This is a genomic window from Streptomyces sp. NPDC058051, from assembly GCF_042885475.1.
Classification (GTDB): Bacteria; Actinomycetota; Actinomycetes; order Streptomycetales; family Streptomycetaceae; genus Streptomyces.
Map to the genome: position 1 here is coordinate 392,039 of NZ_JBHVRW010000001.1, position 17,631 is coordinate 409,669.

The 17,631-nt window shown below is 69.6% G+C and carries 14 protein-coding genes; 7 read left to right on the forward strand and 7 right to left on the reverse strand.

Features of this window, described 5'->3' with window-relative positions; translation table 11 throughout:
* Nucleotides 1-416: 416 nt before the first annotated feature.
* The 3 genes from ACFVUT_RS01730 (at nucleotide 417) to ACFVUT_RS01740 (ending at nucleotide 8,289) form a co-directional block, all read left to right on the forward strand.
* Nucleotides 417-3,851, forward strand: a complete 3,435-nt coding sequence (locus ACFVUT_RS01730) for a glycosylhydrolase-like jelly roll fold domain-containing protein (protein ID WP_389642585.1) — start codon at nucleotides 417-419, stop codon at nucleotides 3,849-3,851.
* 113 nt (nucleotides 3,852-3,964) lie between these two features.
* Nucleotides 3,965-7,225 carry a family 78 glycoside hydrolase catalytic domain gene (locus ACFVUT_RS01735; protein ID WP_389642588.1) on the forward strand — a complete coding sequence of 1,087 codons (3,261 nt, stop codon included), beginning with the start codon at nucleotides 3,965-3,967 and terminating at the stop codon, nucleotides 7,223-7,225.
* Nucleotides 7,226-7,626: 401 nt separating this feature from the next.
* Nucleotides 7,627-8,289, forward strand: a complete 663-nt coding sequence (locus tag ACFVUT_RS01740) for a lysophospholipid acyltransferase family protein (RefSeq protein ID WP_389642591.1) — start codon at nucleotides 7,627-7,629, stop codon at nucleotides 8,287-8,289.
* A 133-nt stretch (nucleotides 8,290-8,422) separates the two neighbouring features.
* Here ACFVUT_RS01740 and ACFVUT_RS01745 read toward each other — a convergent pair whose 3' ends face one another.
* Nucleotides 8,423-8,557, reverse strand: a complete 135-nt coding sequence (locus ACFVUT_RS01745) for a hypothetical protein (RefSeq protein WP_389642593.1) — start codon at nucleotides 8,555-8,557, stop codon at nucleotides 8,423-8,425.
* 65 nt (nucleotides 8,558-8,622) lie between these two features.
* Nucleotides 8,623-10,773 carry an MMPL family transporter gene (locus ACFVUT_RS01750; RefSeq protein ID WP_389642596.1) on the reverse strand — a complete coding sequence of 717 codons (2,151 nt, stop codon included), beginning with the start codon at nucleotides 10,771-10,773 and terminating at the stop codon, nucleotides 8,623-8,625.
* An 89-nt stretch (nucleotides 10,774-10,862) separates the two neighbouring features.
* Here ACFVUT_RS01750 and ACFVUT_RS01755 point away from each other — a divergent pair, with 89 nt between their 5' ends.
* Complete coding sequence (locus ACFVUT_RS01755; RefSeq protein ID WP_389642599.1) at nucleotides 10,863-11,339, forward strand: MarR family winged helix-turn-helix transcriptional regulator; 477 nt, start codon at nucleotides 10,863-10,865, stop codon at nucleotides 11,337-11,339.
* 712 nt (nucleotides 11,340-12,051) lie between these two features.
* Here the strand turns inward: ACFVUT_RS01755 and ACFVUT_RS01760 are convergent.
* Genes ACFVUT_RS01760 through ACFVUT_RS01770 form a run of 3 tightly spaced genes read right to left on the reverse strand, consistent with a single transcriptional unit; the run spans nucleotide 12,052 to nucleotide 13,317 of the window.
* Entirely contained in the window at nucleotides 12,052-12,354 is a 303-nt protein-coding gene (locus ACFVUT_RS01760) for a hypothetical protein (RefSeq protein WP_389642602.1), read from the reverse strand.
* 4 nt (nucleotides 12,355-12,358) lie between these two features.
* Nucleotides 12,359-12,994, reverse strand: a complete 636-nt coding sequence (locus ACFVUT_RS01765) for a hypothetical protein (protein ID WP_389642604.1) — start codon at nucleotides 12,992-12,994, stop codon at nucleotides 12,359-12,361.
* On the reverse strand, nucleotides 12,991-13,317 hold the full coding sequence (locus tag ACFVUT_RS01770; protein ID WP_389642607.1) for a helix-turn-helix domain-containing protein: 327 nt from the start codon (nucleotides 13,315-13,317) through the stop codon (nucleotides 12,991-12,993). The genes ACFVUT_RS01765 and ACFVUT_RS01770 overlap by 4 nt, the downstream gene beginning before the upstream one ends.
* A gap of 434 nt (nucleotides 13,318-13,751) precedes the next feature.
* On the opposite strand from ACFVUT_RS01770, the gene ACFVUT_RS01775 reads away from it, so the two are divergent.
* A complete protein-coding gene (locus ACFVUT_RS01775; protein WP_389642610.1) occupies nucleotides 13,752-14,273 on the forward strand; it encodes an SMI1/KNR4 family protein in 522 nt (173 codons plus the stop codon).
* A gap of 37 nt (nucleotides 14,274-14,310) precedes the next feature.
* Here ACFVUT_RS01775 and ACFVUT_RS01780 read toward each other — a convergent pair whose 3' ends face one another.
* Both ACFVUT_RS01780 and ACFVUT_RS01785 read right to left on the reverse strand, forming a co-directional pair.
* On the reverse strand, nucleotides 14,311-14,715 hold the full coding sequence (locus ACFVUT_RS01780) for a hypothetical protein (protein ID WP_389642613.1): 405 nt from the start codon (nucleotides 14,713-14,715) through the stop codon (nucleotides 14,311-14,313).
* 21 nt (nucleotides 14,716-14,736) lie between these two features.
* Nucleotides 14,737-14,883 carry a hypothetical protein gene (locus tag ACFVUT_RS01785; RefSeq protein ID WP_389642615.1) on the reverse strand — a complete coding sequence of 49 codons (147 nt, stop codon included), beginning with the start codon at nucleotides 14,881-14,883 and terminating at the stop codon, nucleotides 14,737-14,739.
* 398 nt (nucleotides 14,884-15,281) lie between these two features.
* Here ACFVUT_RS01785 and ACFVUT_RS01790 point away from each other — a divergent pair, with 398 nt between their 5' ends.
* Entirely contained in the window at nucleotides 15,282-16,844 is a 1,563-nt protein-coding gene (locus ACFVUT_RS01790; protein ID WP_389642618.1) for a glycoside hydrolase family 43 protein, read from the forward strand.
* A 148-nt stretch (nucleotides 16,845-16,992) separates the two neighbouring features.
* Complete coding sequence (locus tag ACFVUT_RS01795; protein ID WP_389642621.1) at nucleotides 16,993-17,616, forward strand: histidine phosphatase family protein; 624 nt, start codon at nucleotides 16,993-16,995, stop codon at nucleotides 17,614-17,616.
* The last annotated feature ends 15 nt before the right edge of the window (nucleotides 17,617-17,631 follow it).

A 17,631-nucleotide genomic window follows, 5' to 3' on the forward strand; every position in this document is an offset into this window, starting at 1 on the left:
TCCGCGCCGGCCGCGAACCTCCCGGTCCTGAACTGCCGGGTACGCGGCCGGAGCGGGCCCGGTGTGAACCGTACCCCGCTCGCGGACCCGCCCCCGGAGCCGACGGTCGGACGCCGTCGACACCGGACCCGGGCAGCGCGCCATTACCTCAGCATCAGCATCTGACGGAACGCCATGAGCCGAGCATCAGCGTCGGACAGAACGCCATGAGTCGAGCATCGATATCTGACACAGCGTCATGAGCCGAGCAGCACCACCACCACCACCACCTGCCAGTCCCGCCATCGATCGAGCGCCGATTTCCCGCCAGTCCCGCCCCTACCTGACAGAGCGTCGCTCCCCGGCACTGCCACGCCTCATGCGTGCCGCGCCGTGCCGTCCGTACGCCCCCGGCACAGAAAGCAGATCGCACTCCCATGCCGCATCTCTTCAGCTCGCCCGATGGCGCCTCGCGCCTGACCAGACGTCGCTTCGTGACCCTGGCCGCACTCACCACCGCGACCGCCACCAGCGGTGTTCTGAACGGACTGCCCGCCTTCGCGTCCGGGCAGTCCGGGCAGTCCGGGCAGTCCGGTCACTCCGACGGAACCACCCTGCCCGCCTTCGGCGACATCGACTTCGCCGACCCCGGCCGCGACAGCCGGCCCGCCGTGTACTGGTACTGGAACGGCCCGGTCACCAACGAACTCGTCGAGACCCAGATGGCCGACCTCCGCTCCAAGGGCATGTACGAGGTCATCGTCTTCCCCTTCGACAATGCCGAGATGCAGCCCGCCTTCTTCACCGAGGACTGGTTCGACATCATCGAGCACGTGCTGACCACGGCCGAGAAGACCGGCATGAAGGTATGGCTGTTCAACGACAACCACTTCCCCAGCGGCCGGGCCGGTTACTTCATCACCCAGGGCGGCACCGTCGGCTCACGCACCTACGAGGCCCGCCCCGATCTGCGCCTGAAGGGCCTCTGGCGCTCCACCCACATCGTTCAGGGACCGACGAGCACGCGCCCGACCCGGACCACCGGAGTCGGTGTCGACACCGGGAACCTGGTCGCCGACGCGGCTGTCCTGGCAGGCCCCGCCGTCCTGGACGGCAGCGCCGGATGGGGCGACTGCACTGTCTCCGCCGCCATCAAGCCCGATGTCATCGCGGCCGGAATGCTGGTGAAGGCATCGGCGGCGGGCGACGACGCGCTGCTGGTGGAGTTCGAGCAGACCGGCGTCGTCACCCTCAGCCGGATCGCCGGTACGGGGGTCACCCAGCTCGCCCGGTCCACACGCACCGACGGCTTCAACAAGACCAAGTTCCACACCCTGGCCGTCCAGGTCAGCCACGGCACGGCCACCGTCACCCTCGACGGGAAGGACAAGGGCACCGTCACCGTCGACGCCCTCTCCGGGGGCGGCGTCGGCGTGCACGCCCGGGACGGGCAGCGCTCCCTGTGGGACAGCCTGACCGTCACCGCCGACGACGGCACCGTCCTCTACCAGCAGACCTTCGACGAGTCGTCCGCCGCGGGCGACTTCGCCGTCCGGGACCTGCCCGAGGACGTCGCCCGCCCGGTCGCCGCCACCGCGCGCCCCGTGGGCACCGCCGATGCCGGCGACCTGATCGAACTCACCGGACACCTCGACGGCACCTGGCAGGTTCCGTCGGGACGCTGGCAGATCGACCTGTTCGGCGCGGCGACGCTCACCGACGACTCCAGCGGCTACACGCGCGGGTACGCCGACCTCCTCGACGACGAGCCCGTCGAGCTCTTCCTCGACATCGTGCCCGGAGAGTACTACCGCCGGTTCCGCCGCTACTTCGGCTCGGTACTCAAGGGCTTCTGGGACGACGAGCCGTTCATCGCCTCCGCTGCTCCCCACCCCTTCAAGCGCAGGCCCTGGTCGCCCACGCTCGCCGCGGAACTGAAGGCCGTCGGCGCCGAGCCCGGCGCCGCCTACGCCGGCGCCTTCGACGAACTCGGCGAACAGGGACGCATCCTGCACGGCCGCTACTGGGAGGCCGTGTCCAACCGCTTCGCCCAGTACTTCGCCAAGCAGGCCACGTGGTACGGCGAGCGCGGCGTCCAACTGATCACCAACCCCCTCTACGACGAGACGTCCCCCTCCAAGCGCCTTCAGTCCACCGGCGACCTGCACAAGGTCAACCAGTGGGCGCAGGTGCCGGGCGGTGACGCGATCACCGCCGAGTACGAACTCGACACGCCCACCATGGATCCGCGCAACCCCGCCTCCGTCGCCCACCAGATGGGGCGCCCGCGCGTCCTCATGGAGACCTTCGGCAACATGGGCTGGCAGGTCGCCCCCGACTTCATACGGGCCCTGCTCGGCGCGTACGCGACGCGTGGCATCAACTTCACCGTGCTGCACGCACTGTGGACCGACGAGACCCATGTCTACTTCGCGCCGCCGTTCGGCCCCCGCAACCCCTGGTGGTGGGCGATGCCTCCGATCACCGCCTGGATCGGCCGGGTCATGGAGCTGGCCCGCGGCACCTCCGGTGCCCGCACCGCGCTGCTGCAACCGCAGCGTGCCGCCGAACAGTTCACGGCCACCGCCCGCCAGGGCGAGGTCGACGACGCCTTCGCCCGGACGGCCTTCGCCCTGGAGCGCGCCCAGGTCGACTTCGACCTGCTGCACGAGGGCGCCCTCGCCGGTGACCCGGACCTCCTCGCGCACGCCGAGCCGCGCGACGGTGTGCTCCGGGTCGGAGAGGCCACCTACGACCTGGTGGTGCTGCCGGTCACCCCCGTGCTGGAGACGGCCGCGGTGCACACCCTGACCTCGTTCGTCCGCGGCGGCGGTACCGTCGTCGCCGTGGGGGACCTGCCGACCCTTGCCGCCGACGGGGACAACACCACACTCAAGCGGTCGCTGGCGGAGCTCTTCCCGTCCGGCACCGGCAGCCGCACCGTCGGCAGGGGCAGAGCCGTACGGGTCGCGGACGACACCGGCCTCCGCGCCCCCTGCCACGCGGCCGGTGTCGCAGCGGCGGTCCTCGAACCGGCCGCCGAGGCCGTGCGGGTGCTGCGCACCCGGCGCGGCGACGACATCGCGTTCCTCTTCAACAACGAGAGCGGCGCGGCCGTCACCACCGAGGCCCTGCTGCCGGCCCGCGGTGTGCCCGAGGTGTGGGATCCGGCGACCGGTGCCACCGGCCCCGCCCTGGTGCGCGGCCTGCCCACCACCGAAGGCGTCCGGGTACGGATCGCCCTCGCCCCCTACGAGACCCTCGCGGTCGTGGTGCGCAAGAAGGCCAAGGAGGTGCCGTACCTCACCGGCACCGACGGCCTGCCGGTCACCGGCATCACCCGGCACGGCAACAGGCTGCGGGTGACCGTCCTGGGCGAAGCCCCCGGCACGTACCGCCTCACCGCCCGCGACGGCAACCACTCCCGCACCGGGACGGCCCGCGTCACCGACCGGCTCACGCCCGTCGCCCTCGACGGCGACTGGACACTCACCCTCGCCCAGGAAGGCGCCGAACCCGTCACCCGCCCCCTGGCCGACTGGAGCGACATCGCCCGCCTCCACTCGGGCAGCGGCACCTACACCAAGGACGTCACGCTCGACGCCCGCGCCCTGGACGGCCGGCACCACATCCTCGACCTCGGCACGGTCCGCGAGGTCGCCGAGGTCACCGTCAACGGGCACAAGCTCGCCCCGGCCCTGTGGTCGCCCTACCTCGTCGACGTCACCGAAGCCCTCAGGCCGGGCGTCAACCGGTTCTCGGTACGGGTCTCCAACACCCTCTCCAACGAGCGGAACAAGCCCCTGCCGTCCGGCCTGCTCGGCCCGGTGAAGCTGCTTCCGCGCCTGCCGTTCACCGTCGAACTGGACTGACGCCCGGACCGTACCGGCCGCACTCCTCGGCCGTGTCGTCACACTGCCGTCTGCCGTGCGACGACACGACCTTGTTCCGACGCACTGTCCCGACGTACTCGTGGAGTTTCCGCATGCCCCGCACACCTCGTACACCCCGCACGTCAAGACGGTCCCTCGTGCTCGCCTGCGCGCTGACCGCCCTGGTCACCACGGCACCCTTCGTGCCGCCCGCCGCGGCCTCCCCCCGGCAGGCCGCGGTCACCGCCGAGGAGCTGCGCACCCAGCACCTCAGCAGCGCCCTCGGCATCGACGACACCACCCCCGACCTGAGCTGGCAGCTCACCTCCCGCGGACGCGACACGGCCCAGACCGCCTACCGCGTCCAGGCCGCCACCAGCCGTGACCGGCTGATGTCGGGACGGCCCGACCTGTGGGACTCAGGCAAGGTCGTGTCGTCCGTCCCGCAGGCCACCTACGCGGGCCGCGCGCTCGGCTCCCGCACCCGCGTCCACTGGAAGGTCCAGCTCTGGTCCCGCGGCGGCGCACACCCCGGCAACTGGAGCAGCCCCGTCGTCTTCGAGACCGGACTGACCCGCGCCGCCGACTGGTCCGCGGACTGGATCACCCACGACGACTGGCAGCTGAGCAAGCACACCGTCGAACCGGTCGTCGTCACGGTGCCCCGGACCTCCGCCCGGTACGTCCGGCTCGACGTCACCGAGCTGGGTCTGCCCCTCGCCGACGACTTTCCCGCTCTCGCCCACCGGCTCCAGCTCGCCGAGATCGAGGTGCGCGACAGCGACGACTCCGGCACCGACCTCGCCGAGGGCGCCGCGGTCACCGCCTCCGAGTCGGACACCGAACGCAAGGTGTGGGAGCCCAAGCTCGCCACCGACGCCGTCACCAACAGCGCCTGGAGCCAGGCAGCCGGCTACTCCAGCCTGCCGCACACCGGCTCCGACGTGTCCGGCACGCCCGTCACCGTCACCCTGGACCTGAAGGAGACCAAGACCTTCGACCAGGTCGTGCTGTACCCGCGTGCCGACGTCCTGACCGACGACGGGCAGGTGCCCGGCTTCCCCGTCGACTACACACTGTCCGCGTCCGCCGAGGCCGACAGCTCGTACACGCGGATGGCGCAGGTCACGGGCCAGAAGCCGCCGAAGCCCTATCTGCCCTCCGGACTGCCGCTGTTCGCGAAGGACTTCACCCTCCCGGGGAACATCCGGTCGGCCCGCCTCTACATCGCCGGACTCGGTGTGTACGACGCCCGCGTCAACGGTGAACCGGTCGGCGACGCCGTCCTGGAACCCGCCAACACCGACTTCGCCGACCGGGTCCAGTACGCCACCTACGACGTGACCGACCGGCTGCGCAACGGCGGGAACACGCTCGCGGTCGAGCTGGGCAACGGCATCTCCAACCAGCTCAGCACCGCCGACCGGTACCGCAAGCTGTACGGCAACCGCAGCGACCCCAAGCTGATCGCCCAGCTGGAGGTGACGCTCGCCGACGGCACCGTACGACGCATCGCCAGCGGCGACGACTGGCGCACCACCCTCGGCGCCACCACCTCCTCCAACTGGTACGGCGGCGAGGACTACGACGCCCGGCGCGAGATCCGCGACTGGGACGGCCCCCGGGGCGACCACTCCGACTGGGACCGGGCCGTCACCGTCGGCGCCGGCTCCGCCCCGGCCGCTCTCAGCGCCCGCGAGACGGAACCCGTCCGCGTCGTGGAGACGTTGAAGGGCAAGGAGGTCGACGGGGCCGCCGAGGGCAGCCGGATCTTCGATCTCGGCCGCAACATCGCGGGCTGGCCGGAGATCACCGTCTCCGCCCCCAAGGGCACCACGGTCCGCGCCTACCCGGCCGAGAGCCTGAAGAACGGGCACGCCTACCAGTCCATCAGCAACGTCGGCGCCCCGCTGTGGGACAGCTACACCACCGGCGGCGACAGGCGCTCCGAGACCTGGCATCCCAAGTTCAGCTACCACGGCTTCCGTTACGTGGAGATCAAGGGACTGCCGAAGGGCGCCAGCGTCTCGGTCGCCGGCAAGGTGCTGCGGACCGACAACGACTCCGCGGGTTCCTTCTCCAGCTCCGACGACCTGATCAACGGCATCCACTCGCTCATCCGGCGCTCCGTCGAGGGCAACATGATGAGCATCCTCACCGACTGCCCCAGCCGTGAGAAGCTCGGCTGGCTGGAACAGGACCAACTGGTCTTCCCCGCCCTCGCCGCCAACTACGACATGCGCGCCTACCTCCGCAAGATCGTGCGGGACATGGCCGACGCTCAGACCGATGAGGGCCTGATCCCCTCCACCGTCCCCGACTACGTCGAACTCGCGGGGACCTACCGCAACGACGCCAACTGGGGCGGCGCGTTCGTGCTCGTGCCCTGGCAGCTGTACACCACCTACGGCGACCGGGAGACGATGCGCGCGTACTACCCCCGGATGAAGGAGTACGTGGCGTTCCTGGAGCAGAAGGTCTCCGGCGGCCTCCTCGACTACTCCCTCGGCGACTGGTTCACCCCGGACAAGACCTTCCCCAAGGCGGTGTCGGGAACCTACGGCTACTGGCACATCGTCGACACCCTGGCCGCCATGGCGAAGGTACTGGGAGAGGACGGGGACGCGGCCACCTACCGCGCCAAGGCCGACGCGAGCGTCAAGGCCCTGTCGGACACGTACTACGACCGGCAGAGCGGCACCTTCGGCGGCGGCGGCCAGGGTGCGGAGGCCCTCGCCCTGGACATGGGTGCCTACCCGGAGGGCGAACGCGACCGTCTCCTGAACCACTTCACCGCATCGGTGGAGGCAGCCGACCACCATCTGCTGCTCGGTGAGATCTCCCTGCCGGCCGCGTTCCGCGTCCTGTCCGGGGCGGGCCGGGACGACATCGTCCACCGGATCGCCACGCAGACCACCAGCCCCAGCTACGGCTACCAGGTCCTGGCGGGCAACACCGCCCTCGGCGAATCCTGGGACGGCGGCTCGGGCCAGTCGCAGAACCACTTCATGCTGGGCGCCATCGACTCCTGGTTCACCACCCGGCTCGCGGGCCTCGACCAGGCACCCGGATCGGTCGGCTACCGCACGCTGCGGATCGCCCCTGCCGTCGTCGGCGACGTGACCTCGGCACGTGCCACCTTCCTCACGCCGTACGGCGAGGCGGCCAGCGAGTGGCAGCGCGACAAGGACAGGCTCTCGCTCACCGCGCGCGTCCCGGCCGGCACCACAGCCACCGTCGAGGTCCCGTCCACCTCCGACCGGGTCAACGCCCCCGACGGCGCCCGGCTGGTCGGACACCGCGACGGCGTGCGGATCTACCAGGTGGGATCGGGGACCTGGACCTTCAAGTCGAGTTACACACCCGGGAATTGAGCGAACCCTCAAGGAGCCTCCACAACCGAGTGTGGGGTACAGGCGCCGAGGGAGGCGCCGTCATGAAGCGTGGGGGAGGGGCGCCCGGGTTCGTTGCCGGGCGCCCCTCCCGGGGCCGCGGTGTGTGGCGCCCGTCGTCGCGCTTCCCGGCGGGCGTGCGGTGGGCACGGCCCGGGCGTGTACAGACCTTCGTGGCACGGCGCCTCGCCACGTGACCGCGCCGCGACGCACCCGGCCTCGACTGACACCTGCCGCCCCGGTGAGTGGTGAGACGCTGCGCGACATCGACCGGCCGTCGACGATCCGGGAACCCCGTACATCCGAAAGTGAGTAGGAGGACTCATGCCGACGGTCGCACGCTCGATGACGATGAGGACCACCATCGACATCAGGAGACACGCATGCTCAGCCGCCTCGCCGACGTTCTGGTGCCCGTGTTCGGACGCCTGTCGGTGACCGCCGACGCGGACATCGACTTCGCACCGGGCAGCATCATCGCCGCGAACCACACCTCGCTCGCGGACCCCGCCGTGGTGCTTGCCGCGCTCCACCGACTCGGTGTCCAGCCAACGGTGATGGCGGCCGCCGGCCTGTGGCGCGTCCCCGTGCTGGGCCGCGCTCTCTCCCACATGGAATACATACCCGTGCACCGGGGGGACCGGCGCGCCGCCCGCTCGCTCGACCTGGCCGTGGCGGCCCTGGAGCGGGGGCGCATCGTCCTCATCTACGCCGAAGGCGGTCTCCCGGACCGCCGTGACGCAGCGGAAGACGCACCCAGGCGCTTCCGCAGCGGCTTGTCCCGACTGGTCGAGCGGACCGGAGCTCCGGTCATCCCCCTCGGTCAGGCCGGCGTCCGCCGGATCACCTCCGGCAACGTCGGCAAGCAACTCGCCGGCCTTGCCACGGCGCCGCTGCGCCGCCCGCGTCTCCACGTTCACGTGGGGGTTCCGCTGACGCCGGCGGGCGACCGCGCCGCGCGGACGCTGCAGGCCCACACGGCGGTCACGGCCGCATGGAGGACGGCGGCCGTCCACCTTCGCGAGCCCGCCGCGCTCGCCGCCTGAGGTGCTACCGACCGTGACTCGCACCGTCGCATCCCGCGGGGAGCGGGTCCGGCGGTCGCGGCGACGCCGTCGGCATCCGCAGCCAACAGCCTGAACAGTCTGCCGTCGGATCCGCGCGCGTGGACGTTCTTCGTCAGTTCGCGGACGGCGCCGCGTCGGCCTTCTCGCCTTGCTCCACCTGCTGGATGCGCGTGGCCAGGACCGTCGCGAGATCCTGCACGCGCGGGAGAGCGCCGTCGGTGCCCTCCAGCCGGGTCGTTCCCAGCACGGTGCCGACACGTACCGGCAGCCCTCATCGCTGTTGATGACGGGGAATCCGCGCAGCGGCCGGATTCAACGGTCCGCTCCGTGCCCGGTGATCGCCCCCTCCACGGTCTCGACCCGCAGCGGCCGCTCACGCGGCTGGTCGAAGGACGTGCGGCGGAGACGGCTGGGCCACCAGACAGCGGGCCCGATGTCCCGGACCAGAGCGGGTACCAGCAGCGATCTCACGACGATGGTGTCGAGAAGGACGCCGAAGGCGACGATGAAGGCGATCTGAGCGAGGAACGCGAGCGGGATCACGATGAGCGCAGCGAACGTGGCGGCCAGCACCACACCGGCGGACGTGATGACCCCGCCGGTGGCGATGAGCCCCCGGAGCATGCCCTCCCGTGTGCCGTGGAGCACGGTCTCCTCGCGTACGCGCGACATCAGGAAGATGTTGTAGTCGACGCCCAGGGCCACCAGGAAGACGAATCCGTACAACGGAACCGAGGCATCGGTGCCGGAGAAGCCGAAACCGTGCTGGAAGACCAGACTGGCGATTCCGAGCGTTGCCAGATAGTTCAGTGCCACCGTCGCGACCAGTACGACCGGCAGCAGCAGCGAGCGCAGCAGCACGATCAGGATCACCAGGATGATCATCAGAACCACGGGGACGATCAGATCGCGGTCGTGTTCGGCGGTGCGCTGAGTGTCGTACTGCTGCGCGGTGTAGCCACCCACCAGCGCGTTCGCCTCGACTGCGGGAAGACGATCGCGCAGCCGCTGTACCGTCTGCTTCGCCGCGTCGCTGTCCGGCGCGTCGGCCAGGGTGGCGTCGATGCGCAACCGGCCGTCCACCACCAGCGGCGTACCGCCCGGCTGCCCGGACGTGGTCACGAGCTCGGCGTCGGCGACCCCGGTGGTCTTCGCGGCCGTCGCCGCTGCCTCGGCGCCCCTGTCGGCGTCCGCGATGATGACGACCGGCTGACCGGATCCGCCGGGGAAGTGCTTGCCGAGCGTTTCCTGGGCCGCGACGGACGGGGCGTCGTTGATGAAGAGTTCGTTCTGTGGCACGCCCTTGGACTCCAGCGTGGGGGCGAAGGCCGCTCCGACCAGCAGTACGGCGAAGGTGGCCAGCCACAGCCGGCGGGGACGTGTGTCGACCGCGCGTGCCACGCGCCGCCAGATCCCGTGTCCGCCGCTCTGCGCGTCGGTCGACCGGGGCTTGGCCGGCCAGAACGCGGCAGGGCCCATGAGGGCGAGCACGGCAGGGAGAAAGGTGAGCGTCGTCAGCACTGCGCAGACGATGCCGATCGCCCCGACCGGGCCCAATGCTCGGTTGTTGGTGAGGTCGCTGATCAGGAGGGCGAGCAGGCCCAGTGCCACGGTCGCGGCGCTGGCGGTGATCGCGCCGAAGGAGCCCCGCAGGGCCGCCCAGGCTGCGGCCGTCCGGTCGTCGACCCGGAGGAGTTCCTCGCGGAAGCGTGACGTCAGCAGCAGGGCGTAGTCGGTGGCCGCGCCGATCACGAGAATGGACAGGATGCCCTGGACCTGCCCGTCCACGCGCACGATGTCGTGGTCGGCGAGCACGTAGACGAGGGCGCATGCGACGCCCAGGGCGAACACGGAGCTGATGATGATGGTGAACGGGAGCAGCACGCTCCGGTAGACCAGCAACAGGATGACCAGGACAGCGGCCAGTGCCACACCGAGCAGGATGCCGTCGATGCCCGCGAAGGCGTCGGAGAGGTCCGCCTGGCCGGCCGCGGGTCCGGCGATCTGGACGCGGGTGCCGTCGACGCCTGCAGCGGCCCGCTCCACCCTGTCGAGGACCTCGCTCAGCTTGTCACCGAGGCCGGGGCTCAGCGGAACGATGCCTTCAAGAGCCTTTCCGTCGTCCGAACGTATCGCCGGGGAGGGCGCACCTTCGACGCCCTCCGTGTTCGCCAGGTCCCCCAGGGCCCGGGTGGCGGCATCCTGTTGAGCCGCGTTGACGCTTTCGCCGCCGTTCCCGGTCCATACGACGACGGCGGGCAGGGTCTCCTGCTGGTCGAACGCCCGCTGCTCGGCGATGACCTTGGTGGACTCGGCGTTCTGCGGCAGGAAGGCGGCTTGGTCGTTGGTGGATACCTCGCCGAGCTTGCCCGCGTAGGAGCCGAACGCTCCACCCAGGCCGAGCCAGACGACGGTGAGAACGAGAGGGACCAGCCATCGGGCCGGTCGACGCGCGGTCTTCATTCAATTCCCCAGGGGCGAGGGCAGGTACGGGAGCGAAGATATCTCAAGGAGAAAGTATCTCAAGCATCGAGAGATAATAGACTTGAACCATGCAGTCCAGCCCTGAGGTTCCAGAAGGTCCGGCCGGCGACCTCCAGGGGTACGCCGTCCTCCTGCGTCGTATGAATGGCGAGTTCAACCGGATCGCCCATGCCTTCGCACAGGCGCACGACCTGCACGCCACGGATGTGCACGCCCTCGCCGCGATCATGGACGCCTCGGCCGCGGACGGGCAGCCCATGACCCCCTCGCGCCTCCGGGAGCGTCTTGACCTCACGTCGGGCGCCGTCACCGCCTGTCTGGACCGGCTCGAACGCGCGGGTCATATCACGCGCAACCGTGACAGCGCGGATCGCCGCGTGGTGCACCTGCACTACAACCCGGCAGCCCGCGACCTCGCCCGCCAGTACTTCAGCCCGCTTGCGCGCAGCACCGAGGCGGCCCGGCGGCAGTTCACCCCCGAGCAGCTTGAGACGATCGCCGCCTTCCTCGATGCCCTCAACACCGAGCTTGCCGCCGAGCGCTGACACGGATTCGCCGCCGCGGCGGTCCCTCGGCTGCCTGACGATCAGCTGTGTCGGCGAGGTCCGGGTGGTCTCGCCTGCTGCCTCCCGGAGCCGGGTCGTGGAGGGAGGGCCGGATGCTGTTCCAGGTTTGGTGGACGGCCTCGGGACTGGTGGGCTCGCATGTTGAAGTGTCGCGTATTGCTGCCAGGGCCACCCCTGCGGTCACCCTGGGCAACGGCCGATAGTCCTCGCTCTGACCACACTCTGGCGTGCTCTCCTGGAGTCGCTTATCATCCGAGAACTGATTGAGGGCGTGACCTCGCGGCTGCGCGGACCTGTAACGGTCCGCCGCTTCCCAGGGGTTACACCGTCTCAGCCAACCATCGTGCTTCGGTGGTCGGGCTGAGACGGCATGTCTCGGAACGGCCACCCTCACAGAAGGATGTCGGCCGTTGAGTTCCGGACCGTTGACGCGCCTCTTGCTCGTCGCCCTGGCAACTGTCCTGTCCCTGCTAGTCGCAGTCATCGCTGGTGTGCTGTCTTGGGCAGCGGACGGAAGCGTGCCACGTGCAGTGCTCTGCGGTGGTGGGGCATTCGTCGTATGGATGACCCTCTCCATCTCGCTGTACTCAGTTCTGGGCCTGCTCGACAGGGGCGTCGGGCAGGGATGATGTGCAGCTCAACCGACTGGGGTGCTCCTCGTACTCTTCTCTCGGTGAGGTCGGCCCTGGCGTCACCGAGAGTGGTCGCCGGGGGCGTATCGGGCCCAGGTTCCTCCGGCTTCGGTGACCAGACGGGTGGCGGTCTTGTCGTGGTAACCGAGTGCCTTCGCGATGACGGGGGCCGGGGCCTGGAGGACGAGTTGTCGGATCGCGGAGGTCCTGCCGCGCTGCGGCGGGACGCCGATCTTTCGCAGGTGGACTTGGAGGCTGACCGGGTTCATGGGCTGTCCGGGCTGGCGGCCGGGGAAGAGCCACTGTGAGCGTCTGCTGCTGGCGTAGGGCAGATGCTGGCGGGACTGTATGTAGGCCCGCATGAGGTCAGCCACGGGCTCCGGGAGGGGGGGACGGTGGATCTCCCAGCCGGACGGCAACGGTGGCGCCGTCGTCGAGGACGTCGTCGACCGTGAGGCGGACGATACTGGTCACGGGCTGCGCGTAGAGGAGAACGAGCGCGGCGGCGACCCGGGCCCGCAGGGGCAGAGAGTCGTCGTTGAGGGCCCGCCGGAGAATGGCGAGTCGGCGATGCTGGTGCAGCGGCGCTTGGTCCTGGTTGATGACCTGGGGTGGCAGGGTGAGGCGGGGCATCCGGCTCGTCTTCATGCACCAGCGCAGGAACGTCTGGGCCGGGCGCCGGGTGGCCAGCCTCTCCGTGTGCCAGGCGTCGAGGCCGGCCTGCTGGCAGTGCTCGATGGTGCGGCCTCGGTCGGCAAGCCAGGTGAGGAAGGCGCCGGCCTGGGTAATCTCCTGCTTCGTCTGGTTGGTCTGGGAGCGTCCCAGCGGTCCCTTCTCCGCCTTGCTCCGCAGGCGCCGCATCTGGTGCCAGGTGGCGAAGTGCTGAAGATGACGACGGTGTTCGGGGTTCTCGATGGTGGCGAGCCGTTCGGTCAGCCAACGCTGATAGAGCATGAGCTGCCGGTCGACGCGCGGCAGGACGCCGCCGGCGTCACTGCTCATCCTTCGGGTGTCAGGCGGACCCGTGTGGGCCGCCGGGCGGCCAGATTGATCGGCGCCTCCTCGCCGGCGGCGCGTCGAGCTGGGAGGTTCTGGGCCGAGGTAGTGATCAGGTCGGCGGTCGTGCAGTCGAGGATGTCGCAGAGGGTGGCCAGCACCGGCAGGGAGAGTCGTTCCGGGGTGCCGGAGACTAGGCGGTGGACCTGGGAGGAGGACAGTGTGATGCCGCGTTCGGTCAGGTGCGGCATGAGTTCGGCGACGGTGAACATGCCGCGGGCGGCCATCAGTTCGCGCAGGCGCCACCGGTAGCTGATCTGGCGTGGCATCAGGAGGTCCTTCCCGGCCGCAGAGCGGCCTCGATGGTGGCGTCCAGGACGCGGCGCAGGGAGCGGGTGCGGAAGTCGGAGGAGACGCAGGTGTAGATGGCGGTGGTCGAAGCGTGGTCATGGCCAACCTGCTGCTGGATTATCTTGAGTTCGCTTGCCCGGCAGGCTGTTGACCTGGGTGTTTGCGTCGCGGTGGTTCGCCGTGACGTAGCGGATGCGGGCACTGGGAGTCCTTTCAGTACGGGCCGATCGTTATTGACCTGGCATGTCCGCGTACGCGTTGAGGTGCTCAGCCAAGTACGGAAGAACGTGCTCAGCTCGGACCTGTCGGCCGGCCGTATTGCCGGGCCTGATGCGAGGGCGGGCGCCGTTCTGCCGGTCCGTGGCGGCAGGATGCTTCCAGCACCAATGGGACACGGCAGATGGGGGCGGTCATGCCAGCAACGGCGCTGGATATGTTGAGAGATCGGCTTGGCAAGCCGGAGTGGTGGGGCCAGGCGCGGCCGGAGTTGTGGCAAGCGTCGGAGGCCTACCTGGGCCTGGCCCTGCCGACCGATTACAAGGCGTTTCTGGACCTCTTTGGGCCCGGCGCCGTAGACGGATACGTGTGGTTGGACCGGCCGATGGACGGCAGCCACGAGGAGGCGGAGCGGCTCTGGCACCAGCGGTGGCAGGGAATGAATGACCCCGAACTGTACCCATGGCCGTTCCATCCCGAGGAGGGCGGTCTGATCAACTGGGGGCACGACGAACAGGGCAACACGTACTACTTCCTCGCCGTGGAACCGGACCCGGACGATTGGCGCATCATCGTCTGGAGCGAGATCGGAGAGTGGTTCGAGACCGCCGGCACCTTCACCGAGTTCCTGCTGCGGTGCTTCGAGCGGGTGGACCGCCCGCCGTTCATCGACAGCGGCTGGCCGGGAAGGACGCCCGTTGTGAACCCGCGCGTGTGACCTCGCTGATGTGGGGGGCGTGTCGTCCGGACTCGGTTCACGCTTCGTCGCGGTGGGTGAGGTGGCCGTTGGTGAGCCGCCAGTAGTGCTGGTGCGGCGTCAGTTGCCAGGTCTCGTCGGCGGCGATCGCCTGTGTGATCCATTCGTGGAGTTGCGGGAGGGCATGCGCTCGTAGAACAGCGCGGGTGGCAGCACGCTCAGTGGCATCGACGGGGTGGACGTCCATGCGGAAGCCGACCATGTCCGGGTGGATGCCGCGGCCGTAGTTGCGGGGGTTCGGAGCGATCCATGCTGCTCCCAGGACGATGGTCCCGCTGTCATGTCCGGTGAGGAACTGCACGTCCGTGACTCGGGTCATGTAGGGGCCGAGACACTCGTTGATGTCGGTGGTGGTCAGTGGCCAGGCACGGTGCCGGGGCAGTCTTCGATTTCGTGCGGACATGGCAAGCAGAATGGCAGAAGGTCACTGTCGGCCCTCACGGGTTTTCTGTTCGGCGGCCGTTTCCAGAAGCCGGCGGTGGAGCATGTCGGTCTCGAACCGCTCCAGCTCGTCCGCCGACGTGGGCGCCCAGTGCTCACGCAGGTCCCGTACGACCGCCGGCGCCGCCAACCCGAGCCTCCTCGCCGTCGGCCCGACTGCGGATGGGTCGGACGAGATGAGAACGCTTCAGGAATCTCGAAATTGCGTCACAGGCCGGCAGAGCACAGAGTGCTACCACTTGGAGGGCGGGGGCGTTCATGTCCACTGGAGCCGTCGAGTTCTACTGCGAGTACCCGTGTGACCTCTCCACCTGCTTCCAGTCGTCTTGCCCTCAAGGCGGAGGCCCACTGACTTCACGTCGCCGTCGGACTCGGCGGCCAGAGGTCAATGGCTCGTAGGCCGGATCGAGTTCAGAAACACCTTGTCAATCGGTCCGGAACCGCCATGATGTTAACGTTAACAACCCGTCGAGCTCTGCGCCGCGACGGAACGGACCGGTGCCATCCCACCTGACTCGGAGTGTCCACGTGCCGACCTTCGTCAACCCTGTCCTGCCCGGAAGCCACCCGGACCCGTCCATCTGCCGGGCAGGGGAGGACTTCTATCTGGTCACGTCATCGTTCGCGTACTACCCGGGGATCCCCGTCTTCCACAGCCGCGACCTGGTGCGCTGGCGCCAGCTGGGTCATGTGCTGCACCACTCCCGCGCTGTGTCCCTGTCGGGGCTGGACACCTCCGACGGCATCTGGGCCTCGACCATTCGTCATCACGACGGCATCTTCTACGTGGTGTCGACCCTGGCGAAGGGCCGCCGGGGCGGCGTCACCTTTCTCACCACCGCCTCCGATCCCGCGGGCCCCTGGTCCCCTCCAGTGCCTCTGGACGCGGAAGGTATCGACCCGTCCCTGTTCTTCGACGACGACGGCCGGTGCTGGTTCACCGCCTGCCGGGACGCCGCCCGTCCGGATGTGGCCGGGCCCGGTGAGCTGTGGATGCGTCAACTCGACCTCAAGGCACTGATGTTGACCGGACCGACCCATGTGCTGTGGCACGGTGCGATGCGTGGGACCTGGGTGGAGGGCCCGCACATCCACAAACGTGACGGGGTGTACCACCTGATCGCCGCTGAGGGAGGCACTGAAAGCCATCACGCCGTGACCGCGGCTCGCGCACAGGCCGTCACCGGCCCCTATGTCACCGACCCCAGAAGCCCGCTGCTCACCCACCGCCACCGTGGTGCGGCGGAGCCCGTCCACAACGTCGGTCACGCCGACCTCGTCGACACCCCCGCCGGAGAGACGTGGGCGGTCACCCTGGGCGTGCGACCGGTCGACGGCACGCACACCCTCGGCCGCGAAGTGTTTCTCGTTCCGGTCGACTGGACCCCGGCGGGGCCTGTCTTCGCGCCGGACACCGGGGGAGTGAGTCTCCGTGAGCGGCTGCCCGCGGGAGTCTCGGAGGCGGCCGCGGTCCCGCACTTGGACAGCCCCCTGCGGGAGCACTTCGACGAGGCCACCCTCCCTCCGGAGTGGAGCAGCCTGCGCGGTCCGGTCGATGACCTCGTCATGCCCCGCCCCGGGCGCGGCGGCCTCACCATCCGCCTGTCCACGGAATCGCCGGCTTCGACAGGCACACCCGCCTTCATCGCCCGCCGCCAGCAGCACCTGTGCGTCCGGGCCGCCCTCCGTATCCGCTTCACCGCTGCCACACCGGCCCAGGAAGCGGGACTGGCCGTCTTCCAGAACCAGGACCACCACGCCACCCTCGCCCTGACCTCCGACGCCGCAGGAACCCCTCACGTCGTGCTCACTGTCCGCGAGGCGGGCGTCGGCACCCGCCTCGCCGCGGTGGCCGTGTCGGAAGACGACGTCATCCTCGCCGTCGACAGTGACGAGACCGGCTACACCTTCCACGTCAAGGACAGCGCCTGGACGACCGTGGGCAGCATCGACCGGGCCTTCTTCAGTACCGAGCGGGCCGGCGGATTCGTCGGCGTCCACATCGGCCCGTACGGCACCACCAACGGAGAGGCGGGCAGGGGCGAAGCCCACGTGCGGTGGTTCGATTACGTCCCTCGCCGCACGGACTGAGCACTCCTGACGCAAACCATCGCCCAGGGGCCGGTCCGTCCTGACGTCGGCTGTACGGCATCCCGGCACGCACGGCAGAGGGAACCGGTGCCGACGAGGCAGCGTCCGTCCATGTGCAAGATCGACCATGGGCGCAAAGGAGTTTGAGATGGCCGCCACAGGTACCCGCTACCTTTATCTCGTTCGGCACGGCGAGGCGTCGCCGGACGAGACGCGGCTGACAGAGGCCGGCTGCCGGCAAGCCGAACTGCTCGGCCGACGGCTCCGGGACATTCCCTTCGCGGCGGTTCACCATGGCCCGCTGCCCCGGGCCGAGCAGACCGCACGCCTGATCGCGGACCAGCTGAAGAACGTTCCGCTGCGGATCTCGGAAGCTGCCGGCGACTATGTCCCCTACATGCCGGAGCGAGGCGAACTCCCGCCGGAATCGGCGGACTTCTTCCTGCGCTTCCTCGACGGTGCCACTGCCGAGGAGCGGGAGCGGGGACCTGTCCTGGCCCGTCAGGCGCTGGACCTGTACACCGGGCCGGTGGACGGCCAGGAGGACCGGCACGAACTGGTCGTCACGCACAGTTTCCTCGTTGCCTGGTTCGTCCGGGAAGCCATGTACGCGCCGAAGTGGCGCTGGCTCGGCCTCAACCACTGCAACGCCGCCCTGACGGTCATCCGTTACGCGCCCGGCCGGCCGGCCTCCGTCCTCCTCTCCAACGACATGCGGCATCTGCCCGACGAACTGTGCTGGACCGGCTTTCCCCCTGAGGCGCGCGTCTGAGTGCGTCCCCTGCGG

Coding starts and splice junctions, on each gene's coding strand:
- ACFVUT_RS01730 (WP_389642585.1), top strand. CDS start 417: ATGCCGCATCTCTTCAGCTCGCCCGATGGCGCCTCGCGCCTGACCAGA.
- ACFVUT_RS01735 (WP_389642588.1), top strand. CDS start 3,965: ATGCCCCGCACACCTCGTACACCCCGCACGTCAAGACGGTCCCTCGTG.
- ACFVUT_RS01740 (WP_389642591.1), top strand. CDS start 7,627: ATGCTCAGCCGCCTCGCCGACGTTCTGGTGCCCGTGTTCGGACGCCTG.
- ACFVUT_RS01750 (WP_389642596.1), bottom strand. CDS start 10,773: ATGAAGACCGCGCGTCGACCGGCCCGATGGCTGGTCCCTCTCGTTCTC.
- ACFVUT_RS01755 (WP_389642599.1), top strand. CDS start 10,863: ATGCAGTCCAGCCCTGAGGTTCCAGAAGGTCCGGCCGGCGACCTCCAG.
- ACFVUT_RS01760 (WP_389642602.1), bottom strand. CDS start 12,354: ATGCGGGCCTACATACAGTCCCGCCAGCATCTGCCCTACGCCAGCAGC.
- ACFVUT_RS01765 (WP_389642604.1), bottom strand. CDS start 12,994: ATGAGCAGTGACGCCGGCGGCGTCCTGCCGCGCGTCGACCGGCAGCTC.
- ACFVUT_RS01770 (WP_389642607.1), bottom strand. CDS start 13,317: ATGCCACGCCAGATCAGCTACCGGTGGCGCCTGCGCGAACTGATGGCC.
- ACFVUT_RS01775 (WP_389642610.1), top strand. CDS start 13,752: ATGCCAGCAACGGCGCTGGATATGTTGAGAGATCGGCTTGGCAAGCCG.
- ACFVUT_RS01780 (WP_389642613.1), bottom strand. CDS start 14,715: ATGTCCGCACGAAATCGAAGACTGCCCCGGCACCGTGCCTGGCCACTG.
- ACFVUT_RS01795 (WP_389642621.1), top strand. CDS start 16,993: ATGGCCGCCACAGGTACCCGCTACCTTTATCTCGTTCGGCACGGCGAG.